The following is a 22,570-nucleotide window of genomic DNA, read 5'->3' as shown; positions in this document are numbered from 1 at the left end:
CTAACATCTTGTTTTCGCAGCAATGCTGCGCAGAAATGGTCATTAATTGTCCCTGCGGAATTTCCGAAATTTTCCAGATTATTACAAAAACAGACAAATCAGATAATAAAAAGCCCGCCATTCTTCCACCCTAAAAACAAATAAAAGCCAACTGAAGGTATTCCTGGCACATGAAAGACAAACAATTGTGGATCAACCATATCAAGGGATTGTGCATCTGCCTTGTCGTTATATATCACTCGGTCATCACTTTTTACCCGCATCTGGTGCAGCAACAGACCGGGCTTGCGGAGGTCATCGCCAAAAGCTGGATTTACCTGAATTTATATCTCGCCCCTTTCCGCATGCCGGTTTTCTTCTTTATTTCCGGCTTTCTCATCACCCGCTACATTGAGACGGTGAAATGGCGCGACTGCATTGATAAACGCATCTGGAATATCTTTTATGTCCTGCTGTTATGGGGCGTGTTGCAGTGGCTGGGCATCTCGTTAATTAACCAATGGCTGGCACCGGAACTGGTGCGTAACCCGGCGTCCAACGCGGTCTACTCAGAAAATCTGCTGCAATTTGCCACCAGCATGGCAAAAGCCAGTACCAGCCTTTGGTATCTCTACGCGCTACTGCTCTATTTTGTGATTTTCAAAAGCCTGCGCCGCTACAAAGTCCCGGTCATCATGTTGCTGCTGGCAGTGAATGTGGTGATTAGCTTTATGCCGCTACCGTGGTGGGGAATGAACAGCGTGGTGCGCAATATGTGTTACTACGGGCTTGGCGCGTGGTTTGGCCCGCAACTGATGAGCGCAATGAAAGCGTTTAATCTTCGCCAACATCCTTTGATGTTCGCAGCCACTGCCCTGCTCTCTGCTGCGTTGTATCTGGTTAACATTCCAGTGATGATTTCCGTATTGTCGATTTTTGTCATTATGAAGCTGTTTTATCTACTGGATAGCTGGCGTGAATGCCGTTCCGATGCATTTCTGAATATTGTAGGTTCCAATACCATCGCGATTTACACCACTCACCGCATCGTGATTGAAGCGTTGAGCTTGTTTATGCTGGGGCAAATTAGCGCAGGGCGAATTTCGGGTAACCTGTTGCTCGCCATCTTGTTGGTTTATCCGTTTGCCAGCCTGGCGATATGTACCTTGTTGGGCTTAGGATTCAGAAAATTATCGCGCACCCTGTGCGGTGATATGTTCTTTTCACCGCCAGCGAAAATGGTGGTAGCGACCGACACACGTTAAGCGAGCTTTGGCTGGAAGGACGAAATCTCCGCAGGCTTTGCGATTGGCTAAACGATCGCGGATAATACAAGGCAACTTCTTGACGCGTCTGCGAACTATAGCCCCACAAAAAAGATGCAACCTGAGAGATATTGATATCTTCTATGCCTGAAAATTATCGCTATTCCTTACCTGTTAAAGCTGGCGATCAACGCCAGCTTGGTGAACTCACCGGTTCTGCCTGTGCAACTGAAGTAGCCGAAATCGTCGAGCGCCATAATGGCCCGGTGGTGCTTATCGCGCCGGATATGCAGAACGCCTTGCGCCTGCATGACGAGATAACTCAGTTTACGGAAAGCCTGGTGGTGAATCTTGCCGACTGGGAAACGCTGCCGTACGACAGTTTCTCGCCGCATCAGGAAATTATTTCTTCGCGTTTATCCACGCTCTATCAGTTGCCAACCATGCAGCGCGGCGTGTTAATCCTGCCGGTGAATACTCTGATGCAGCGCGTTTGCCCGCACAATTTTTTGCACGGCCATGCGCTAGTGATGAACAAAGGGCAGCAATTATCACGTGATAATTTGCGCAGCCAGTTAGAACAAGCAGGTTATCGCAGCGTCGATCAGGTAATGGAACACGGTGAATTTGCCACCCGTGGCGCGTTGCTTGATCTCTACCCGATGGGTAGTGACCAGCCTTATCGCATCGACTTCTTTGATGACGAAATCGACAGTCTGCGCGTGTTTGATGTCGACACCCAGCGCACGCTCGAAGAAGTCGACGCCATTAATTTACTTCCCGCACACGAATTCCCGACCGATAAAAACGCCATCGAGCTGTTCCGTAGCCAGTGGCGCGACAAGTTTGACGTGAAGCGTGAACCTGAGCATATCTATCAGCAAGTCAGCAAAGGCACGCTCCCGGCGGGGATTGAGTACTGGCAGCCGTTATTCTTTAGCGAGCCATTACCAGCGCTGTTTAGTTACTTCCCCAAAAATACTCTGCTGATTAATACCGGCGATATCGAAACTAGCGCCGATCGTTTCTGGCAGGATACGTTTGCCCGTTTCGAAAATCGCGGCGTCGACCCGATGCGCCCGTTGCTGCCGCCAGAAAGCCTGTGGCTGCGCGTGGACGAGCTGTTCAGCGAGTTAAAAGCCTGGCCGCGTATTCAGCTCAAAACCGAATCGTTAGCGGACAAAGCCGCGTTCACCAATCTGGGTTATCGCGCCCTGCCTGACCTTTCTGTTCAGGCACAGCAAAAAGCCCCGCTCGATAACCTGCGTAAATTCCTAGAGTCGTTCGCCGGCCCGGTGGTGTTTTCCGTAGAAAGTGAAGGCCGACGTGAAGCACTGGGTGAGCTGCTATCACGGATAAAAGTAGCGCCAAAGCGCATCTATCGTCTTGATGAAGCCGCCGATAATGGCCGTTATTTGATGCAGGGTTCCAGCGAGCATGGGTTTATCGATACCCTGCGCAACCGTGCATTGATTTGCGAAAGCGACCTGTTGGGTGAACGCGTCAGCCGCCGCCGTCAGGATAGCCGCCGTACCATCAACCCGGATACCTTGATTCGTAACCTGGCTGAGCTACATACCGGCCAGCCGGTGGTGCATCTTGAACATGGCGTTGGGCGTTATGCTGGATTAACCACGCTTGAAGCGGGCGGCATAACAGCTGAATACCTGATGCTGACCTATCACGGCGACGCCAAACTTTACGTGCCGGTTTCATCGCTGCATTTGATCAGCCGCTATGCGGGCGGTGCCGAAGAAAATGCGCCGCTGCATAAACTTGGCAGCGATGCCTGGTCACGCGCCCGTCAAAAAGCCGCCGAGAAAGTGCGCGATGTGGCTGCAGAATTACTGGATATTTATGCGCAGCGTGCCGCAAAACAAGGTTTTGCGTTTAAGCATGACCGCGAACAGTATCAGCTGTTCTGTGATGCTTTCCCGTTTGAAACCACACCGGATCAGGCCCAGGCTATTAATGCGGTATTGAGCGACATGTGCCAGCCGCTGGCAATGGACAGACTGGTGTGCGGTGATGTGGGCTTTGGTAAAACCGAAGTGGCGATGCGCGCCGCCTTCCTCGCGGTGGAAAACCACAAACAAGTTGCTGTGTTAGTGCCGACCACCCTGCTCGCTCAACAGCATCTGGATAACTTCCGTGACCGCTTCGCCAACTGGCCGGTGCGTATCGAAATGTTATCGCGTTTCCGCACGGCCAAAGAGCAAGCGCAAATTCTGCAGGAAGCCAGCGAAGGGAAAGTCGATATTCTTATCGGCACCCATAAGCTGCTGCAAAATGATGTGAAGATGAAAGATCTCGGCCTGCTGATTGTCGATGAAGAGCATCGTTTTGGCGTGCGCCATAAAGAACGGATTAAAGCGATGCGCGCCGATGTCGACATCCTGACGCTAACTGCAACACCGATTCCACGCACGCTGAATATGGCAATGAGCGGGATGCGCGATTTGTCGATTATCGCCACCCCTCCGGCACGCCGCCTGGCGGTGAAAACCTTCGTTCGCCAGTACGATGAACTGGTCGTCCGTGAAGCCATACTGCGTGAAGTGCTGCGTGGCGGCCAGGTTTACTATCTTTATAACGATGTGGAAAACATCCAGAAGGCGGCAGACCGCCTCGCGGTATTAGTGCCTGAAGCACGTATCACCATTGGTCACGGGCAAATGCGTGAACGTGAACTGGAACGAGTGATGAACGACTTCCACCACCAGCGTTTTAACGTGTTGGTGTGTACCACGATTATCGAAACCGGTATCGATATTCCGACTGCCAATACCATTATCATCGAACGTGCCGATCATTTCGGCCTTGCGCAGTTGCACCAGTTACGTGGCCGCGTCGGGCGTTCGCATCACCAGGCTTACGCATGGTTGTTAACCCCACATCCAAAAGCAATGACCACCGACGCACAGAAACGCCTGGAGGCTATCGCTTCTCTCGAAGATTTAGGTGCCGGTTTTGCGCTTGCGACTCATGACCTGGAGATTCGTGGTGCGGGTGAGTTGCTTGGCGAAGGCCAAAGCGGTTCGATGGAAACCATCGGTTTCTCGCTGTATATGGAGATGCTGGAAAATGCGGTCGATGCGCTTAAAGATGGCCGCGAGCCGTCACTGGAAGATTTGACCAGCAGCCAGACCGAAGTTGAACTGCGCATGCCTGCCCTGTTGCCTGATGATTTTATCCCGGACGTCAATACCCGACTGTCATTCTATAAACGCATTGCCAGTGCAAAAACCGGGCATGAACTGGACGAGTTAAAAGTCGAGTTAATTGACCGCTTTGGCCTGCTGCCGGATCCCGCACGTAACCTGCTGGATATTACCGCGTTGCGCCAGCAGGCGCAGAAACTCGGGGTGCGTAAAATTGAAGGCAACGAAAAAGGTGGCGTGATTGAGTTTGCCGAGAAGAACCATGTCAATCCGGTTTGGCTGATTGGCTTGCTGCAAAAACAGCCTCAGCACTACCGTCTGGATGGGCCAACTCGCCTGAAATTTATTGAAGATCTCGCCGACCGCAAAGCCCGGATGGAATGGGTGCGTAACTTTATGCAGCAGCTCGCGCAGAACGCAGCGGCTTAATCTGCCAGCAGTGCCTTAGAGCTTTCTATCTAAGGCACTCTCTTTGTAACATTTACACATCCTTTCAATCCGCCAGGACTTCCCTACACGCACTCCCGTCATAATCATCAATTAACCTTTTTATAACATGCATACTATTCATAGGGTTTATTGTGATTACCTCTCAGAGCATTTCATCATCTCGCAAAGCACGCGTCGTTCGCTGGCTGGCGTCGATCATGCTGGTTAGCGCAACGCTGGTCTCATTTCAGGCAGTAGCCAACTCTTATCCTTTGCCACCTGAAGGAAGCCGATTAATCGGCAAGAACTTTTTCCATGTCGTGAAGGATGACGGCGGTTCGCTGGAAGAGATTGCGAAAAAATACAATGTCGGCTTCCTGGCTTTGCTCCAGGCAAACCCTGGGGTTGACCCTTATGTCCCTCGCGCTGGAAGTGTGCTGACAATTCCGCGCCAAATGCTGTTACCTGATGCACCACGCCAGGGGTTGGTACTCAACCTGGCTGAATTGCGTGTTTATTATTATCCGGCAGGAAAAAACAGCGTAACCGTTTACCCGATTGGTATTGGCCAACTCGGTGGAGATACCGTGACACCAACCATGGTGACAACCGTTTCAGACAAACGCGCCAACCCAACCTGGACACCAACCGCTAATATTCGCGCACGCTACCTGGCAAATGGCATTAAACTCCCGGCGGTAGTGCCTGCCGGCCCGGATAACCCGATGGGCTACCATGCGATTCGCCTTGCCGCCTATGGCGGGGTCTACTTGTTACACGGCACAAATGCTGATTTTGGTATCGGTATGCGCGTCAGTTCTGGCTGTATTCGTCTGCGCGATGGCGACATCAAAGCTCTGTATAAAGAGATGCCGGTCGGGACGCAGGTGCGCATCATTAATACCGCGATTAAGACCTCAATTGAACCCGACGGCAGCCGTTTAGTTGAAGTCCATCAGCCCCTGTCGAAAGATATTAATGACAATCCGCAAGTGCTGCCGATTGTGCTCAATGAGCAGATGAAACAGTTCCAGTCTGCACCAGAAACGGACGCGGTGGTGATGGAAAAAGCCATGCAGCACCGTTCTGGCATGCCGGTAATGGTCAATGCAGACCCTGCGACAACGACCGAAATTTAGATTTCCCCAATAGAAAAGGCCCTGTGTTTCAACAGGGCCTGAGACTGATGACAAACGTCTTCGTAGCTACCGTCTTGAACGTCAAGCGGTAGCTGCATAATTTTCATCCCATGGTAATCGGGTTTTCAGTACGCCGAAGCACATATGTACCAGCTTACGCATCACTGCACCCAGCGCCGCTTTTTTCGCCTTACCTTTCGCTACCAGCCTTTCATATATCGCCTTCGCGGGTTTATTCCACCGGATTGCACTCAGGGCTGCTACATACAGTTTGGCTCTGACTATTGAGGGGCCTGTTTTTGACATATGTGCCCGCCCGCGTACCGAACTGCCGGACACTCTCTCCACCGGTGTTATTCCCAGATACGCTGCCACCTGCGAGGCACTTTTGAACGTCCCGTCTTTCAGTAGTGCCAGCATCTCCCGTCCCACCTGCTCCTTCACACATTTTATCGATTTCAGCAGCTCCAGATCGGCCTTCAGTCCCGGGTCGTTATCTGTGTGGTCAGTAATGAGCTTTTCTATCCGTTCCAGTTCATCACTCAGCCAGCCGTGTGTCCGCTCCAGTGAGGCTATGACCTCCCGTGGTGTCGAGGTTGAATGCGCTTTTTCAAGCCGGTTGGCCGTCCTCTGCACATCCTCTTTCAGCGCGTCGCGCTGACGCAACAACGCCCTGAGTTTACGCACTTCAACTGACGGTGGGACCCAGGCATCGGGATGCTTCAGCTCGCCATAACAGGCCAGCACAAATGCGTCCACTGTGTCATTTTTCGTGAGGATATCCATTCCGCAGGCAAACTCACGGACACGGTATGGATTGGCCATGCAGACAGAAATCCCCGCATCATGAAGCCCATACGCCAGATTTTCATGGTAGATACCCGTGGCTTCCATCACGACTGTCATATTATCAGAGGCGCATTTTTGGGCCTCCAGCCAGTCGATGATTTTGCGGGCCACACAGGGTTCATTGGTGAAGACTTTCTGCTTTTTCTTACCCTTAATACCGGCAACAAGCAGACAGACATCTATTTTATTTTTGCTGATATCAGCACCGAGAAAAGCCATATTTCATCTCCTTCCACGTGAACCAACACGCCATTCCAGCCTTGTACATGCGAAGTCAGAGCTTCTGGTTACCGTTCGGATTTTGAGTGGCGTGAAAGGTGAAACGGAGGGCTTAAGCTACGTCGGAAGATCGAGGTCTTCAGGTCGGATACAAGCTTCCTCCGTTTCATGTAACCGGTAGCTAACCAGCTACCGGTTCAAGATACAAGGTCGGATAAGCGCAGCGTCATCCGATACAACTGGCGTAAATGGTGGATGACGCTAACGCTTATCCACCATACAAAGTCAAAATCGAACCACAGGTCGGATAAGTGCAGTGTATGACCGGTCACATAGGTTACAGATCAGACCGGCCACATAGGTAACACATTCTGCCTAATCTATCCGGATGATACTTTGCTTACGTCTGTCGTAGTAAGCAAGGTCCATCTGGTTAAATATTATCGCTTCAAGCCCGTCGCTACGCTCTTCCAGCATCACATATTCCCCTCTCAGCGCCTGATTCAGGAACAACCGTTTGCCGATGTAGATGTCACCTTTGGTTCGCACCCTGTAAAGCCGTGCCCCTTCCGGATAGCTCACCTCCGGCGTTTTTCCATCCCATCGCCTCGGTGACGGTACCCAGATACCGCCCGGCGTCAGGCCGCCCAGCGCTTCGTGCGGCCGCTCCTGATTAAACTCCCGGCGATAACTGTCGAACCAGGCCTGTTGTGCTTCGAGCGAAGCCCTCCGGTTACCGAAGCTCAGGCTGTGTTTCAGGGAACGGTGCATGCGCTCATGGCGACCGTTCTCTTCAGGATGCCCCTTACGGATGCGCTCCGGCCGGATACCGAGCTTAATCAGCCAGACCGCGAGGCGACTCAGCCCGGCGATACCGGTGCCGGCAAATGGCTGCCCGTTATCGGTTTTCAGTACCTCCGGCAGGCCGTATTCAAGGAACGCCCGCTCCAGGCAGCCCCGGACAAAGGACTCGCTTTCCCGGAACGTTCCCTCGCAGGACAGCAGGTACCGGCTGTGGTTATCGGTCAGGGTGAAAGGGTGACAGTACTGCTGGCTGAGCAGGCGGAACTTGCCCTTGAAGTCGGCACTCCAGACCTGATTGACCTCGCTGATGGTCGTCAGTGGCTGCCGGTTTCCGGGCGTACCGCGACGATGAGTGCGGGGGATGACAAGCCCCTCACGCTTCAGGATATCGCCGATAGTGCTGGCGGCTGGCACATCAAACGGCACCTGGTGATTAATCAGCCAGGCGCGGACTTTTTTAGGTCCCCAGTCGGGGTGTTTTACGCGAACATCGATAAGCGGCTGAACAATCCCGGGCGACAGGCGTTCAGGATGTGTGAGCCGGGTACGGGGCTGGTCAAAAAGAGAGGCGGGGTCATCAGGGTTAAAGCGCTGCAGCCATTTATAGCCAGTTTTGCGGCTGATGCCGAAGCGGCGGTACAGAGTGGAGAAAGGCTCCGTGCCAGTCTGGCTGGCACGGATGAAATAAAGACGTTGCATGGGTCGGGTCTCAGTCCAGGACATAGTGAGTCTCCTCTGCTATACCGTTTATAACTGTTACCCATGTGTCCGGTCTAAAGTGTTACCCATGTGCCCGGTTTGTACCGCCGTCATCCACCCTTTACATTTAAACCGATTACGAAATCGGATACGTGTACGGCGCGTTAACGCCCAACGGCAAGCCAACTGCCCACCACACCAGCAGGAAGATGCTCCAGCAGATAAAGAAGATTACCGAGTACGGCACCATCATCGATACCAGCGTACCCACACCGGTGGATTTCACATAGCGTTGGCAATACACCACCACCAGCGGGAAGAACACCATCAGCGGCGTAATAATGTTGGTGGTTGAGTCACCGATACGGAACGCAGCCTGCGTCAGTTCCGGGGAGATCCCCACCGCCATCAGCATTGGCACCATAATTGGCGACAACAGCGCCCATTTTGCCGAAGCAGAACCAATCAGAATGTTCACAACCGCCGTCAGCAAAATCATACCAATAATGGTAGCTTCACCTGGCAACGCCATGGTTTTCAGCACATCGGCACCGGCCAGTGCAATCAAGGTACCAATATTGGAATCGCCAAACGCTTTGATAAACATGGCGCAGAAGAAGGCCATTACCATGTACGAACCCATTTTACTCATGGATTCATTCATCGCATTGATGACGTCTTTACCGCTGCTGAATGTCCCGGCGACAAAACCGTAAACAATACCAGGGATAATAAAGATCAAGAAAATCAGCGGTACGATAGATTTCATGATTGGCGCACCATAACTGGTCAGCGAGCCATCACTACCGCGCAGCAACGAAGTTTCAGGCCATGCCAGAGCGGCAAGCCCAGCCAGCCCCAGAACCATCACCAGGCCAGCCACTTTAAAACCACGGCTTTCCTGTACGCTGTAGTTGCTCATATCTTCGTTATGCTGATAATCACCGTCGATTTTCAGTTTTGACACGCGCGGCTCAACAATGCGTTCGGTTACCCACCAGCCAACCAGCGTAATCATCACCGTCGAACCGATGCCGAAGAACAGGTTACATAGCGTGTTAACAGTGTAAGTGTTGTCCAGCAACTGCGCCGCCGTTTGGGTGAAACCTTGCAGTAACGCATCGTTACCGGTTGGCACCATGTTGGCTGCAAAGCCGCCCGATACCCCGGCGAATGCCGCAGCAATACCGGCTAACGGGTGGCGCCCGGCAGACATAAAGATAATTGCGCCCAATGGAATCACCAGCACGTAACCCGCATCAGCCGCCACGTGGCTGAACATGGCGACGAAAATAATCATCGGGGTTAACAGTTTCTTCGGCGTCACACGCAGCATTTTCTTCAGGCCGGTATTAATAAAACCTGAGCTTTCTGCCACGCCGACACCGAGCATCGCCACCAGCACGATCCCCAACGGTGCAAAACTGGTAAATGTGGTGACCATCGAAGAAATGGTGACCGTTAAGGCCTCAGCTGAAAGCAGGTTATTAATCTTAACGGCTTCATTTGTAACAGGATTTATGACATCGAAATCAATGGTGGAAAGCACCGCCGACATTGCCATAACGACCAATAAAAAATAGAAAAAGATCAAAGCGGGTTCGGGTAATTTATTCCCTGCTTTCTCAACAGCGTTGAGAAATCCTGTCATTAGACGACCTTCCGTGTTCCTTGTCGTTGTACTCATTCCTACCTCTGCTCACTGTTTCATTCATAGAAGTTATTGTTTGGTGCAATTAATAACATTTTAGAATAATTAACAGCTACTAACTTTACGTTAATAGTCAAAACGAGACGTTAACAGGTGATAGATATCATGTTTTGGATGAATGACGAGATATTGAGCTGGTGGATAATTAATCATGCAGAATAAAAGTCGGATACCGCTACTGCGAATCCGACCAGGGAAGAACCGTCCAGATGAACGGTTTACGGGAGCGGTTCTTTTTTAGGACGAGGGTATTTTTTAAGCCAGCGACCGCTGACCATGCGCCAGTAGAACAATACGCCGCGCACTGTCCAGTCGAAGAACATCCCCATCCAGACACCGACCACGCCCATTCCCAGCACAATGCCTAATGTGTAGCCCGCCACCACGCGACAGCCCCACATACTTGCCATGGAAACCCACATGGCGAAACGCGCATCACGCGCCCCTTTCAAGCCAGCAGGTAGAACCCACGAAGCCGCCCAAATCGGCATAAATGCCGCGTTCAACCAAATCAGGATTTTAACCACTTCTTTGACGTCATCTTCACTGGTGTAAAACGACGCCATCAAGCCGGCAAACGGCGCGGTTCCCCAGGCAATAATCGTCAGGCCAAGCGTAGACAGCCAGAATACGTGGCGCAGTTGCCGTTCCGCCTGGCCAATTTGCCCTTTCCCCAGACGCTTGCCGACAATAATGGTGGATGCCGAACCCAGCGCGTTCCCCGGTAAGTTAATCAACGCCGCAATGGAAAAGGCGATGAAGTTACCAGCAATCACGTTGGTGCCCATTCCGGCAACAAACATTTGCGTCAGCAATTTACCGGCGTTAAACAACACCGATTCGATACTGGCGGGAATACCAATCCCCAGCACTTCCCACAAAATGCCGACTTTCAGCGGGCGGAAATAGCTTTTCAGCGAGATACGTAACGAAGGGGCAAAACCCACCACCAGAACATAAATAAAGCCCAGCGCACCGATATAGCGTGAAATAGTCAGCCCAAGTCCGGCGCCAAAAAAGCCCAGCCCGTTCCAGCCCAGCGCGCCATAAATCAGGATGCTACTGATGATAATGTTGAGGATGTTCATCCCGCCATTAATCAGCAGCGGGATTTTGGTGTTCCCTGCCCCACGCAATGCGCCGCTACTGATAAGCGCAATCGCCGCCGCCGGGTAACTCCAGACTGTCGTTTGTAGATAAGACAACGCCAGCGCTTTCACTTCAGGCGTTGCCGCGCCAGCAATAATATTCACCACATATTCACCCGCAAGGTGAATACCGGCGGCCAGCCCGATGGCAATAATCGTCATCAGGATCAGCGACTGCCGTGCGGCATCACGCGCCCGTTTCGGGTCACGTTTACCGAGGCTGAACGCCACCACCACCGTAGTACCGAGATCCACCGCGGCAAAGAACGCCATAATCACCATATTGAAGCTGTCGGCCAGACCGACGCCTGCCATCGCCTCTTTTCCCAGCCAGCTCACCAGGAAGGTACTCAACACGCCCATCAATAAAACGCAGGTGTTTTCCAGGAAGATAGGCACTGCAAGGGGAGTTATTTCGCGCCAGAACAGGACACGATAACTTTTTCGTTTGGCATACCAGCGTGTTTTAGCCACACGCTGGTGAAGTGCTGCTTGTAAGTTCAAGATTGACCTTGGGGGGAAGTGAAACCACATTTCAAATAATGATTTACAAATCGTTATCCTGCAAAGAGTTTTTTGTATAAAACAGGTTCATCATCCTATCCCCTAAATAATTGGAGTTGCATCAAGACGGCAAACTCAGGAATCCCCAGGAGCTTACATGAGTAAGTGACTGGGGTGAGTGAGTGCAGCCAACGCCGAGGCAGCTTCAAGTATGACGGGGATAATCGCCGCCTAAATACGCCTTCCGCACTTCCTCGTTCCCCAACAACTCCTCGCCGCTGCCGCTCAACCTGATCTGCCCGTTGGCCATCACATAACCGCGGTCAGAAAGTTTCAGCGCGTGGTGGGCGTTCTGCTCCACGAGAAAAATCGTCATGCCGTTGCGCGCCAGTTCACGCAGCGTGTGGAAGATTTGCTTCACCACAATCGGCGCTAATCCCAGGCTTGGTTCATCCAGCAATAACAATTTCGGGCGGCTCATCAGCGCGCGGGCAATCGCCAGCATTTGCTGCTCGCCACCTGACATGGTCATCGCTCGCTGTTTGCGGCGCTCTTTTAAACGCGGGAACAGATCAAACATGGTCTGCAAATCCTGCGCGGCATACTGATTACCGATGGGTATAGTGCCCATCAGCAGGTTTTCTTCGACCGTCATATCCGGGAAAATCCGTCGCCCTTCCGGCGCTTGCGCAATGCCGCCAGACGCCACAAAGTGCGTCGATTTATGGCTGATGTCGTCGCCACGAAACAGAATTTGCCCGGCGCGAATACGGGGCTGGCCGAAAATCGACATCAACAACGTCGATTTCCCGGCCCCGTTCGCGCCAATCAACGCCACGGTTTCCCCTTCGTTGACCTGCAAAGAAACCTGTTTTAGCGCCTGAATCGCGCCGTAAAAAACGTCCACATTGCGAAATTCCAGCATCGCCTCACTCATACACTGACCTCGTCTTCGTCGGTGCCCAAATAGGCGGCAATCACTTTGTCATCGTGTTGGATTTGTTCAGGTTTACCCTGCGCAATCACGTCCCCGTGGTCGAGTACAATGATGTGGTCGGAAATCTCCATCACCATGCCCATATCATGTTCAATTAGCAGCACGGTGATGCTGTGGTGGTCGCGCAGGAAGCGGATTATCTTACTCAGCGTGCGGGTTTCAACCGGGTTCAAACCCGCAGCCGGTTCATCGAGGCAGATCATTTCCGGCGCGGTACACATCGCACGGGCAATTTCGAGCCGCCGCTGTTGCCCATAAGACATCTCACCCGCCAGGCGGTTGGCGCAATCCACCAGTTCCACCACTTCCAGCCAGTAAAACGCGCGGTCTAAAGCACGGCTTTCGGCGCGTCGATACGCAGGCGTATTCAGCACACCGGCCAGCAAATTACGGTTCACCTGCATGTGCTGCGCCACCAGCAGGTTTTCCACCACCGACATTTCCCGGAACAAGCGGATATTTTGAAAGGTTCGCGCAAGCCCGGCGCGGTTTACCAGGTGTGTGCCGCCGAACATTTTGTAGAACAGACGCGAACCCAGTTGCGCCGGATTAACCCAGTCGCCAGGCAGGAATTTCTGCCCGAGGATTTGAATCACGTTGGTGGTTTTATCACGCGTGTTAAACAGGATATTGCCGCCGGAGGCTTTATAAAAACCGGTCAGGCAGTTAAATACCGTGGTTTTTCCCGCACCATTGGGGCCAATCAGTGCGGTAATCGACCCACGGCGCACCTCAAGATTCACGTCGTTAAGCGCTTTAATACCGCCGAAGTGCATCATCAAATGTTCGACGCTAAGAATCATTTCACTCATGGCGCCACTCCTTTGCGCACCACAAAGCCGCTACGGTTGATGCGAATCAGACCACGTGGCCGCCAAATCATCATCACCACCATTAACATGCCAAACAGCAGCACGCGATATTCAGCAAAACTACGCAGTAGTTCGGGCGTCACGGTCAGCACAAACGCTGCCAGCACCACGCCAATCGTCGACCCCATGCCACCCAAAACCACAATGGCGAGAATTAACGCCGACTCAAAGAAGGTGAACGATGTCGGGTTAACAAAGCCCTGATAAGTGGCGAAGAAGACCCCGGCAATACCCGCGGTGGAAGCACCCAGCGTAAAAGCAGATAGCTTAACCAGCACATGATTCAGCCCCATCGATCGGCAGGCAATTTCATCTTCACGCAACGCTTCCCAGGCGCGGCCAATTGGCATGCGTGTCAGGCGGTGTTTGATGTACAGCACCAGCAAAACCACCAGCACCAGGATGGTGTAGATAAAAATAAACTTCAGGTTGGGGTTATAGGTAAGATGGAAAAACTCATGGAACGGCACTCCGCCTTCTTCTTTGGCGCGCCGTCCAAACTCAAGGCCAAACAGCGTCGGCGGCGGTGCGGAGATCCCGTTCGGGCCGCCGGTAAACGTCAGCCAGTTGTTGAGCACCAGACGGATAATTTCCCCGAATCCCAGCGTCACAATTGCCAGGTAATCACCGTGCATACGCAATACAGGGAAACCAAGAAGCGCACCTGCCGCCGCCGCCATCAGCGCCGAAAGCGGTAACATCGACCAAAAACCCAGCCCGAGGTATTGATACCCCAGCGCCAGGCCATACGCGCCAATGGCGTAAAAGGCGACGTAACCCAGGTCCAACAACCCCGCGAGGCCCACCACAATATTCAGCCCAAGGCCAAGCAGCACGTAAATCAGCCCGAGGATCGCTACTGTCAGTACATATTTGGTCGCCACAAACGGGAAACAAACTGCCAGTGCAATCACCAGCGGAATAATCCAGCGCAGGCGGCTTTTGTATTCCGGTGGGCGCACATACACACCCGAGTTATCCGTTTCAAAGCGGCTCAAAAAACGTATCCCGGCGTGTGTGGTCAAAAAAGCGCTCAATAAAAAACGCCCGACCATCACCACTGCGATAATGACCACCAGCCGCTGCCCTTCGAAATTAAAGCTGTAGCCATCCAGCACCACACCGACTATCGGGCCAAAAACAATCAATGCGACAAGACCGGCGAAAATCGCGTCCAGCACGCAGCGTTTGAGGGAAAAACCTTCATGCATAACCGTTTCTGTTGTCATTTTTTCTCCCTCACACTTTGGCAACGAAAGGTCGGCCAAGCAGCCCCTGAGGACGGAAAATGAGGATCACCACCAGCAATCCAAACGAGAACACATCTTTGTAATCGGAATTCACCATGCCCGAGAACTGCGCCTCGGCAATACCAAGAATTAACCCGCCAAGCATCGCGCCAGGCAACGAGCCAATCCCGCCCAGCACTGCCGCCGTGAACGCTTTGATGCCAATAATAAAACCGGCGTAGAAATCAAAAGTACCGTAGTTCATGGTGATCAACACACCCGCCAGCCCCGCCATCGCCGCACCAATCACAAACACCAGCGAGATAATGCGGTCGGTATTAATCCCCAGAATCGAAGCCATTTTGCGGTCTTGCTGAACCGCACGGCACATGCGCCCCAGTCTGGTATTACCAATTATCCAGGTAAGCAGCAACATGCCAGCAAACGAAGCAATCAGGATGAACACTTTGGTATAAGTGATTTGCACAAAACCATCGCCAATATGTAAACGGAGCACGCCATCAAGCATGGTGGGAATGCCCTGCTGGCGCGGCCCCTGGCTGATTTGTGCATAGTTTTGCAGAATCAACGACATGCCAATGGCGGAGATCAGCGGCGCTAAACGTGTCGAGTTGCGCAGCGGTTTATAGGCGATGCGCTCAATGGTCCAGCCATACACACCCGTCACCACAATGGTAAACACCAACGTGCCGAGGATCAGTAACGGGAATGATTGCAGGCCGAAGAACGACAGTAGCGCCAGGCCGATGGCGCACAGATAAGCGGAGATCATATACACTTCGCCGTGCGCGAAGTTAATCATGCCGATAATGCCGTAAACCATGGTGTAGCCAATGGCTATCAACCCGTAGACGGAACCTAGCGTTAAGCCATTAATCAACTGTTGCAGGAAGAATGCGTCCATAGATAGGCAATCTCTTTTAGGGCGGCGGACAAACTTCTTTTGTAGGTCGGGTAAGCGGAGCGTCACCCGACACTTTCACCTGCAATCACAGGCGTAAATGGTGGATGACGCTACCGCTTATCCCCCCGACAAACCCCAATAGCGTATTGTTGTCCAGCGAACCTTATTGGACTTCTTTGTATTTGCCTTTGTCGTCCCATTCATAAACGACATAGTCCGACACCTTCAGGTCGCCTTTGCTATCCCAGGCTTTTTTGCCCATCACAGTATCCACCGGATTAGCTTTCAGCCAGGCGCTGGCTTTAGCCGAATCGGTGCCACCAGTGGCTTTAAATGCCGCAGCGATAGCCTGCACAGAGGCGTAGGAATAGAGGGTGTAGCCTTCTGGCTCAAATTTGTTAGCGCGGAATTTATCGATAACCGCTTTGCCGTCGGCAATTAAACGCGGATCTTTGCCGAAGGTCATATAGATGCCGTTGGTGTATTGCGGTCCGCCTGCCGCGGTAACCATCTCTTCGTTGACGATACAGTCGCCGGAGAAGAATTTAGCCTGCACGCCCTGCTCACGCATCTGGCGTACCAGTGGCCCCGCTTCCGGATGGCAACCGCCGAAGAACACCACGTCAGGTTTTTGTGCACTGATTTTGGTCACCAGCGCATTAAAGTCTTTTTCGCCGCGCGACAACCCTTCGTACATCACATCGTTGACGCCGCGTTTCGCCAGCGCTGCTTTGGTGGCATCCGCCAGCCCCTGCCCGTAGGTATCTTTGTCATGAATGATCACCACACGCTTGGCTTTAAGCTTGTCGATAATAAAATCGCTGGCGACCTGCCCTTGCTGGTCATCACGCCCACACATGCGGAACAGATCATTCATGTTTCGTTCAGTGATAATTGGGTTAGTCGACCCAGGGGTGATAGTCAGAATACCGGCGTCGTTATACACCTCTGAGGCCGGTACGGTAGATGAAGAACAAAAATGCCCGACCACAGCATTCACTTTATCCTGATCCACCAGACGGTTAGCAACTGACACTGCCTGTTTTGGTTCACAAGCATCATCACCCTGCACCAGCTTGATTTTTTCGCCGTTGATGCCACCGGCGGCGTTAATATCTTCCGCGGCTTGCGTCGCGCCATGCCAGTACTGATCACCATAAGTCGCATTCGGCCCGGTAAATGGCCCAGCAACACCAATCACAATATCGGCGTGGGCGGAAAACGCCGTCACCAGACAACCAGCCAACACAAGAGAAAGAGGACTTCTGATAAATTTCAGCGACATTTGTATGTTCCTTAGCAAATCAGCAAAGAGGTTTATGCAAAACGGTGTAAGAGCCATTTTCAAAAGCAAAAACGCGAACAAAATACAAACTGCTTTTCCCTGTGATTAATCACGGCCTTGAACATTAAGCAAAATGGTTGCCAGAATTGTTAACCAAATGTCAATGTTTCGACATATGTCAGTATAGAGTGCGCTGGTAAGGCGCTCGGCACAACGCGATGAAATTACAGCGGGGATCACATCTGCTTAACAATAAAGCAAATAAGTGATGAACGAAGCGGCTTTGCACCAATAAAGAACTTACATAATGAAGGGATGCTGTTAGTTCAACCCAGACTAGGACAATTCGTGTTAAAACTCAACAAGTTGACTATAAAAAGAGCAAACAAAAAAGTTTTACGCGAACCCTTTGACATGCCACGAGCTAATCGTTAATATGCGCCCCGTTAACCGATTCCTCTGTAGTTCAGTCGGTAGAACGGCGGACTGTTAATCCGTATGTCACTGGTTCGAGTCCAGTCAGAGGAGCCAAATTCGAAAGCCCGCTTAAGGAAACTTAAGCGGGCTTTTATGTTTTTACTTTTCGCGTCTCGAATTCCCGCGCCTGCCCTTATCCCAGTATTTAAAACTACCCGGTTTTTCCGGATACCATGCTAATCGGCACCGGCATCCCGGAACGGCGGGTTAACGCGGCACTCACCATGACGGCATCCACACCGTAACCTTCAGTCATATTGCGCAGTGCTGGGGTCATAGGCAGTGGGACTTTATTGTCAGATTCAAACTCCGCACGGTTGCGGGACAACGGCTCATGCACTTCCAGCCAACGCCGCCCATCTGGCTCGACGGTTGCTTTCACCGGCTGGTCAATAAACTGCACGCGCGTCCCCACCGGCACGTTATCGAACAAATATTTTATGTCGTCTTTACGCAGACGGATGCACCCCTGGCTGACGCGCAAGCCAATACCAAAGTTGGCGTTAGTGCCGTGGATAGCGTACAGCTTGCCGATGTAAATCGCGTAAAGCCCCATCGGGTTTTCCTCACCTGGTGGCACGTAAGCTGGCAAGGTTTTACCCTCTTTCGCGTACTCGCGCCGGGTATTCGCCGTTGGTGTCCAGCCCGGAGCTTCTTGCTTACGCTCCACCCTCGTCACCCAGTTACGCGGCGTTTCGCGCCCAGCCTGGCCAATACCAATAGGTAGGATTTCCACCGTGTTGCTCTCCGGTGGGTAGTAGTAAAGCCGCATTTCGGCGACGTTAATCACAATGCCCTGGCGTACGGTGTCCGGCAAAATCACCTGCTGTGGAATGATCAACTGGATACCCGCTTTTGGCAGGAACGGATCGACACCTGGGTTGGCTTCCAGCATATTGCTGAAACCTTGCCCGTACTGCGCGGCATAATACTCCAGCGGCTGGGTATTCCCTTGCGGAACGCTAATGGTTAACGGCGCACCGACCAGGCGGCTACCCTCGGGTGGTAGCGGATAGCTGACTGCCAGAGCGCTACTGCTAACGGAGGCAAGCACCAGGGCCAGCCAGGATAATCGAATCATCATTTCCCTGTTCTCAAACATGATATAGATAAGCTAAATATAACCCTCCGTTGAGTTTTTTGTGAGGAAAGTCTTACAAAATGATAAGCGGGAGTCAGTCGGAAATTTTGGGCAGTGAGATGGTAAAGCGAGTTGAAACCGCATCTGAAGCCACGCTAATTTTACCCTGGTGGACGGTAATAATAGATTTTACAATGGCCAGGCCAATCCCACTGCCCTCACTTTTTCTTTGCCTTGACGGGTCAACGCGATAAAAGCGATCAAACAATCGGTTGAGATGCTCTTCAGGTATAGGTGTTCCTGGGTTTTCAATAATCAGGTCAACCCATCTTTCGCGTTCATTAATATGCGCGGTGACTGTCATGTTGCCGGGAGTATAGCGAATCGCATTGGAGACAAGATTATTAATCACCCGGCGCAGCATCAGTGGGTCACCTTTGACTCTGGAAGCATCGCCGTTAATGGCAAGGCGGACGCCGCGCTCCTCAGCCCAGGCATCAAAAAACTCGAAGACTTTGCTGGTTTCATCCCTGATGTCGAGCGTCACTTGTTCAGGAATGAGTTGGTTATTATCCGCCTGAGCCAGGAATAGCATGTCGCTGGTCATCTTCGCCATGCGATTATATTCTTCGAGGTTAGAATAAAGAACCTCTTTCAACTCGTCATTACTTCTTGATTGACTTAATAAAATTTCCGTCTGCGTCACCAGGTTGGTAATCGGCGTGCGTATTTCATGGGCGATGTCCGCAGAAAAATTAGCCTGGCGGATAAACACATCTTCTATCCGTTCAAGCATATGATTAAAAGAAATAACCAGTTGTTCAAGCTCAATCGGCACCCGGTCTGGCTCCAGTCTGACATCTAAGTTCTCAGAAGAAATGTCTTTTATTTTCATGCTGACATTTCTTAATGGCTGGTGCCCTTTATAAACTGCAAATAAAACAATGAGAACAATCAAAACACTGATTGCCAGGGCAATATAAATAAGGTCCACCTTTAGCGTATCAATGTAATGCTGGTGGTAGTCAAAGGACATTGCCGTCAATAAAATATAAGGCGCCTCATGGGTATTTTCAGATGTTTTAATGGGTGTTTCTATAATTCGGTAAATGGTGTTTTTATTCGCCATAGTAGAGTGTTTTTCATTTTCACTCATTTTCCCGGACCACAATAGTACCTTTCCTGCACCCGGATATTGTGAGGGAAGAATAGCACTCAGGTCGGCACCTTTAGACGAATGATAAAGAATATTATTATTCCCGTCACGAAGCAAAGCCGTAATATTCTGGTAACTGGTCAGGATGTCACTGAGCTTTTCTATTTTCTGCGCTTCACTTTTTTTCGGTTCTTTGATGATATTTTCCAGCACTGAACTGATTTGTTTCAGATCATAAACATCCCGCTCAGAAAAATGTTGTTCTACTGAATTTATCATCACCCAGGTAAAGATCAGAAAAGCGAGAATAGTCGAAAGACTAATAAATAAGGTCAACCTGACTGCCAGAGATAGAGGTCGACGTTTCGCGCTAATCTTCATCAGGCACCTCAAGAACATACCCGACACCGCGAACGGTCTGGATTAATTTAGGTTCAAAATCGTTATCAATTTTGGCGCGTAACCGCTTCACCGCAACATCAATTGCATTGGTATCACTGTCAAAATTCATGTCCCAAACCTGGGAGGCGATAAGAGAGCGCGGCAGGACTTCGCCCTGGTGGCGCAGAAAGAACTCCAGTAGTGTAAATTCTTTGCTGGTCAGCGTGATACGGCTTGCGCCACGGGTCACTTTCCTGGAAACCAAAAAAAGTGTCAGGTCGGCCACCTGAAACTGGCTTTCGGCGATTACTGTCGAGCCACGGCGTAACAGCGTTCTGACGCGAGCCAACAGCTCTGCAAAAGCAAAAGGTTTTACCAGGTAGTCATCCGCGCCCAGCTCAAGGCCTTTCACTCGATGTTCAATGGTGCCTAAGGCGCTAAGCAGCAGGACCGGCATTCCTTTCTTCGCGGCCCGCAGCATGCGGACGATTTCCCAGCCATTCACGTCAGGAAGCATGATATCCAGCACCACCAGGTCGTAATCACCGGTCATCGCCAGATGGTAACCCGTCAAACCATTGTCTGCGAGATCAACGACGAAACCGGCCTCTTTCAAACCTTTGCACAGATATTCACCGGTTTTGGCCTCATCTTCGACGACTAATATTTTCACAACCTCTCCTCCCTTTCAGTGTGGTGGTGCCATTCTAGTGGGCAACAGGGCGAGATCAATGAGATAAGCGCAAAATGACAGCTTTGTCATTATCCTGTCACTCACCCAACAGAGTCGCTCCCGTAAAGTGTCTGCAGAATTTATCAGCCTGATGTAACCGGCTTGCAGGGACGAGAAGTGACATGTTCAAACTTAAGCTTTTAACACTGAGTACGTTATTCATTCTGACAGGGTGTATTTCGCTGGCACCCGATTATCAGCGCCCTGAAACGCCGGTGCCACAGCGTTTCTCACTCTCGAAAAATGCACTGGTTCCGGCAACGGTCGGTTATCAGGACACCGGCTGGCGTAACTTCTTTGCCGATCCGCAGGCCATCAGGCTTATCGATACCGCACTGCAAAACAACCGAGATCTGCGGATGGCGGCGTTAAAAGTTCAGGAAGCGCGTGCGCAATACAATGTCACGGACGCCGACAGATACCCGCAGCTCAACGCCTCGGCAGAAACTACCTACAGTGGCGGGTTAAAAAGTGACAGTTCCACTGACCAAAAATATGAAGCAGGTATGGCCCTTAGCTTTGAACTGGATTTCTTCGGCAAACTGAAAAACATGAGTGATGCCGACCGGCAAAAATTCTTTGCCAGTGAGGAAGCACAGCGGGCAGTGCATATTCTGCTGATTTCTAATGTTTCGCAGAGCTATTTCAACCAGCGACTGGCGGCTGAGCAATTGAATATTGCCCGAGAAACGCTCCAGAATTACCAGCAATCTTATGCCTTTGTGGAAAAACAGCTTATCACCGGCAGTACTAACTTACTGGCGTTAGAACAATCTCGTGGCTTGATTGAAAGTACCCGTGCAGAAATCGCCAAAAGAGAAGGTGAACTGGCACAAGCGGACAATGCACTGCAACTGGTACTGGGAACTTATACCGCTCAACCTGATGACCAAATCCACAGCGACAAAGATATTAATCCGGTACAGCTTCCGCCGAATTTGTCTTCTGAAATCTTACTGCAAAGGCCCGATATTCTGGAAGCCGAACATCTGTTAAAAGCCTCCGATGCCGATATTGGTGCCGCCAGGGCCGCATTCTTCCCTTCTATTTCATTGACGGGTGGGGTTTCAGGCAGCAGTACCGAGCTTTCAAGCCTGTTTAATCCTGCCAGTGGGATGTGGAATTTCGTCCCGAAAATTGAGATCCCTATTTTCAATGCCGGACGTAATAGTGCCAACCTTGAACTGGCAAAAATTCGCCAGCAGCAGTCTGTTGTCAATTACGAGCAAAAAATTCAGACCGCTTTTAAAGAAGTTGCTGATGCTCTTGCGCTGCGTGAAACCATCAGCCAACAAATTACGGCACAGCAACATTATCTTGCCTCACTGCAAATCACGCTACAACGTGCCAAAGGGTTATATTCCAGCGGTGCCGTGAGTTATATCGAGGTACTCGATGCAGAGCGTTCACTATTTTCAACACAGCAATCATTACTCGACCTGAGATATTCTCAACAAGTTAATGAAATCACCTTGTTTACGGCTCTGGGTGGCGGCTGGACTCAATAATTATTTTCGTTTTGATATC

At 51.3% G+C, this 22,570-nt stretch carries 16 protein-coding genes and 1 tRNA gene; 5 read left to right on the top strand and 12 right to left on the bottom strand.

From position 1 onward, the window contains the following. The first annotated feature begins 170 nt into the window (after positions 1-170). From D8682_RS24495 to D8682_RS24485, 3 genes are all read left to right on the top strand, one after another. Complete coding sequence (locus D8682_RS24495; protein ID WP_121815383.1) at positions 171-1,244, top strand: acyltransferase family protein; 1,074 nt, start codon at positions 171-173, stop codon at positions 1,242-1,244. 143 nt (positions 1,245-1,387) lie between these two features. Further along, complete coding sequence (gene mfd / locus D8682_RS24490) at positions 1,388-4,834, top strand: transcription-repair coupling factor (protein WP_121815382.1); 3,447 nt, start codon at positions 1,388-1,390, stop codon at positions 4,832-4,834. A 218-nt stretch (positions 4,835-5,052) separates the two neighbouring features. Further along, on the top strand, positions 5,053-5,973 hold the full coding sequence (locus D8682_RS24485) for a L,D-transpeptidase family protein (protein ID WP_121815381.1): 921 nt from the start codon (positions 5,053-5,055) through the stop codon (positions 5,971-5,973). Positions 5,974-6,054: 81 nt separating this feature from the next. Here D8682_RS24485 and D8682_RS24480 read toward each other — a convergent pair whose 3' ends face one another. The 9 genes from D8682_RS24480 to D8682_RS24440 all read right to left on the bottom strand — a co-directional run bounded on the left by D8682_RS24480 (position 6,055) and on the right by D8682_RS24440 (position 17,215). Next, positions 6,055-7,041: an IS110 family transposase gene (locus D8682_RS24480; protein ID WP_121815380.1), complete on the bottom strand. Its 987-nt coding sequence runs from the start codon at positions 7,039-7,041 to the stop codon at positions 6,055-6,057. Between the two features lie 375 nt (positions 7,042-7,416). Continuing rightward, positions 7,417-8,568, bottom strand: coding sequence for an integrase core domain-containing protein (locus tag D8682_RS24475; RefSeq protein WP_121815379.1), 1,152 nt, complete (start codon positions 8,566-8,568; stop codon positions 7,417-7,419). Positions 8,569-8,680: 112 nt separating this feature from the next. Next, positions 8,681-10,195: an AbgT family transporter gene (locus D8682_RS24470; RefSeq protein WP_121815378.1), complete on the bottom strand. Its 1,515-nt coding sequence runs from the start codon at positions 10,193-10,195 to the stop codon at positions 8,681-8,683. Between the two features lie 278 nt (positions 10,196-10,473). Beyond that, a complete protein-coding gene (locus D8682_RS24465) occupies positions 10,474-11,907 on the bottom strand; it encodes an EmmdR/YeeO family multidrug/toxin efflux MATE transporter (protein ID WP_305038225.1) in 1,434 nt (477 codons plus the stop codon). A gap of 205 nt (positions 11,908-12,112) precedes the next feature. Beyond that, positions 12,113-12,844: an ABC transporter ATP-binding protein gene (locus D8682_RS24460; protein ID WP_121815376.1), complete on the bottom strand. Its 732-nt coding sequence runs from the start codon at positions 12,842-12,844 to the stop codon at positions 12,113-12,115. Then, entirely contained in the window at positions 12,841-13,716 is an 876-nt protein-coding gene (locus D8682_RS24455; RefSeq protein ID WP_121815375.1) for an ABC transporter ATP-binding protein, read from the bottom strand. Before D8682_RS24455 ends, D8682_RS24460 begins: the two co-directional genes overlap by 4 nt. Then, complete coding sequence (livM, locus tag D8682_RS24450) at positions 13,713-15,005, bottom strand: high-affinity branched-chain amino acid ABC transporter permease LivM (protein ID WP_121815374.1); 1,293 nt, start codon at positions 15,003-15,005, stop codon at positions 13,713-13,715. Before livM ends, D8682_RS24455 begins: the two co-directional genes overlap by 4 nt. A 10-nt stretch (positions 15,006-15,015) precedes the next feature. Further along, positions 15,016-15,930: a branched-chain amino acid ABC transporter permease LivH gene (locus D8682_RS24445; RefSeq protein ID WP_064545417.1), complete on the bottom strand. Its 915-nt coding sequence runs from the start codon at positions 15,928-15,930 to the stop codon at positions 15,016-15,018. A 163-nt stretch (positions 15,931-16,093) separates the two neighbouring features. Beyond that, positions 16,094-17,215, bottom strand: a complete 1,122-nt coding sequence (locus tag D8682_RS24440) for a branched-chain amino acid ABC transporter substrate-binding protein (RefSeq protein ID WP_064545415.1) — start codon at positions 17,213-17,215, stop codon at positions 16,094-16,096. A 455-nt stretch (positions 17,216-17,670) separates the two neighbouring features. Between D8682_RS24440 and D8682_RS24435 the strand changes: the two genes are divergently transcribed. Then, a tRNA-Asn gene (locus D8682_RS24435) sits at positions 17,671-17,746 on the top strand. A gap of 97 nt (positions 17,747-17,843) precedes the next feature. Here D8682_RS24435 and ldtA read toward each other — a convergent pair. The 3 genes from ldtA to D8682_RS24420 form a co-directional block, all read right to left on the bottom strand. Then, positions 17,844-18,776 carry a L,D-transpeptidase gene (gene ldtA, locus D8682_RS24430; RefSeq protein WP_121815775.1) on the bottom strand — a complete coding sequence of 311 codons (933 nt, stop codon included), beginning with the start codon at positions 18,774-18,776 and terminating at the stop codon, positions 17,844-17,846. A gap of 91 nt (positions 18,777-18,867) precedes the next feature. Next, positions 18,868-20,310, bottom strand: a complete 1,443-nt coding sequence (locus tag D8682_RS24425) for a Cu(+)/Ag(+) sensor histidine kinase (protein ID WP_121815373.1) — start codon at positions 20,308-20,310, stop codon at positions 18,868-18,870. Next, positions 20,300-20,983 (bottom strand): copper/silver response regulator transcription factor, encoded by a 684-nt coding sequence (locus tag D8682_RS24420; protein ID WP_064545410.1) that lies wholly within the window; start codon positions 20,981-20,983, stop codon positions 20,300-20,302. The genes D8682_RS24425 and D8682_RS24420 overlap by 11 nt, the downstream gene beginning before the upstream one ends. Before the next feature lie 182 nt (positions 20,984-21,165). On the opposite strand from D8682_RS24420, the gene D8682_RS24415 reads away from it, so the two are divergent. Beyond that, the gene (locus D8682_RS24415; protein ID WP_121815372.1) at positions 21,166-22,551 is read left to right on the top strand and encodes a Cu(I)/Ag(I) efflux RND transporter outer membrane protein; all 1,386 of its coding nucleotides are present in this window, start codon (positions 21,166-21,168) and stop codon (positions 22,549-22,551) included. Positions 22,552-22,570: the final 19 nt, after the last annotated feature.

It is taken from the genome of Buttiauxella sp. 3AFRM03, assembly GCF_003675305.1.
Lineage (GTDB): Bacteria > Pseudomonadota > Gammaproteobacteria > Enterobacterales > Enterobacteriaceae > Buttiauxella > Buttiauxella ferragutiae.
This window is presented reverse-complemented; position numbering and strand designations above follow the sequence as displayed.

Coding starts and splice junctions, on each gene's coding strand:
- D8682_RS24425 (WP_121815373.1), bottom strand. CDS start 20,310: ATGAAGATTAGCGCGAAACGTCGACCTCTATCTCTGGCAGTCAGGTTG.
- D8682_RS24470 (WP_121815378.1), bottom strand. CDS start 10,195: ATGACAGGATTTCTCAACGCTGTTGAGAAAGCAGGGAATAAATTACCC.
- D8682_RS24460 (WP_121815376.1), bottom strand. CDS start 12,844: ATGAGTGAGGCGATGCTGGAATTTCGCAATGTGGACGTTTTTTACGGC.
- D8682_RS24480 (WP_121815380.1), bottom strand. CDS start 7,041: ATGGCTTTTCTCGGTGCTGATATCAGCAAAAATAAAATAGATGTCTGT.
- D8682_RS24495 (WP_121815383.1), top strand. CDS start 171: ATGAAAGACAAACAATTGTGGATCAACCATATCAAGGGATTGTGCATC.
- livM (WP_121815374.1), bottom strand. CDS start 15,005: ATGACAACAGAAACGGTTATGCATGAAGGTTTTTCCCTCAAACGCTGC.
- D8682_RS24475 (WP_121815379.1), bottom strand. CDS start 8,568: ATGTCCTGGACTGAGACCCGACCCATGCAACGTCTTTATTTCATCCGT.
- mfd (WP_121815382.1), top strand. CDS start 1,388: ATGCCTGAAAATTATCGCTATTCCTTACCTGTTAAAGCTGGCGATCAA.
- ldtA (WP_121815775.1), bottom strand. CDS start 18,776: ATGATGATTCGATTATCCTGGCTGGCCCTGGTGCTTGCCTCCGTTAGC.
- D8682_RS24485 (WP_121815381.1), top strand. CDS start 5,053: ATGCTGGTTAGCGCAACGCTGGTCTCATTTCAGGCAGTAGCCAACTCT.
- D8682_RS24445 (WP_064545417.1), bottom strand. CDS start 15,930: ATGGACGCATTCTTCCTGCAACAGTTGATTAATGGCTTAACGCTAGGT.
- D8682_RS24440 (WP_064545415.1), bottom strand. CDS start 17,215: ATGTCGCTGAAATTTATCAGAAGTCCTCTTTCTCTTGTGTTGGCTGGT.
- D8682_RS24415 (WP_121815372.1), top strand. CDS start 21,166: ATGTTCAAACTTAAGCTTTTAACACTGAGTACGTTATTCATTCTGACA.
- D8682_RS24455 (WP_121815375.1), bottom strand. CDS start 13,716: ATGAGTGAAATGATTCTTAGCGTCGAACATTTGATGATGCACTTCGGC.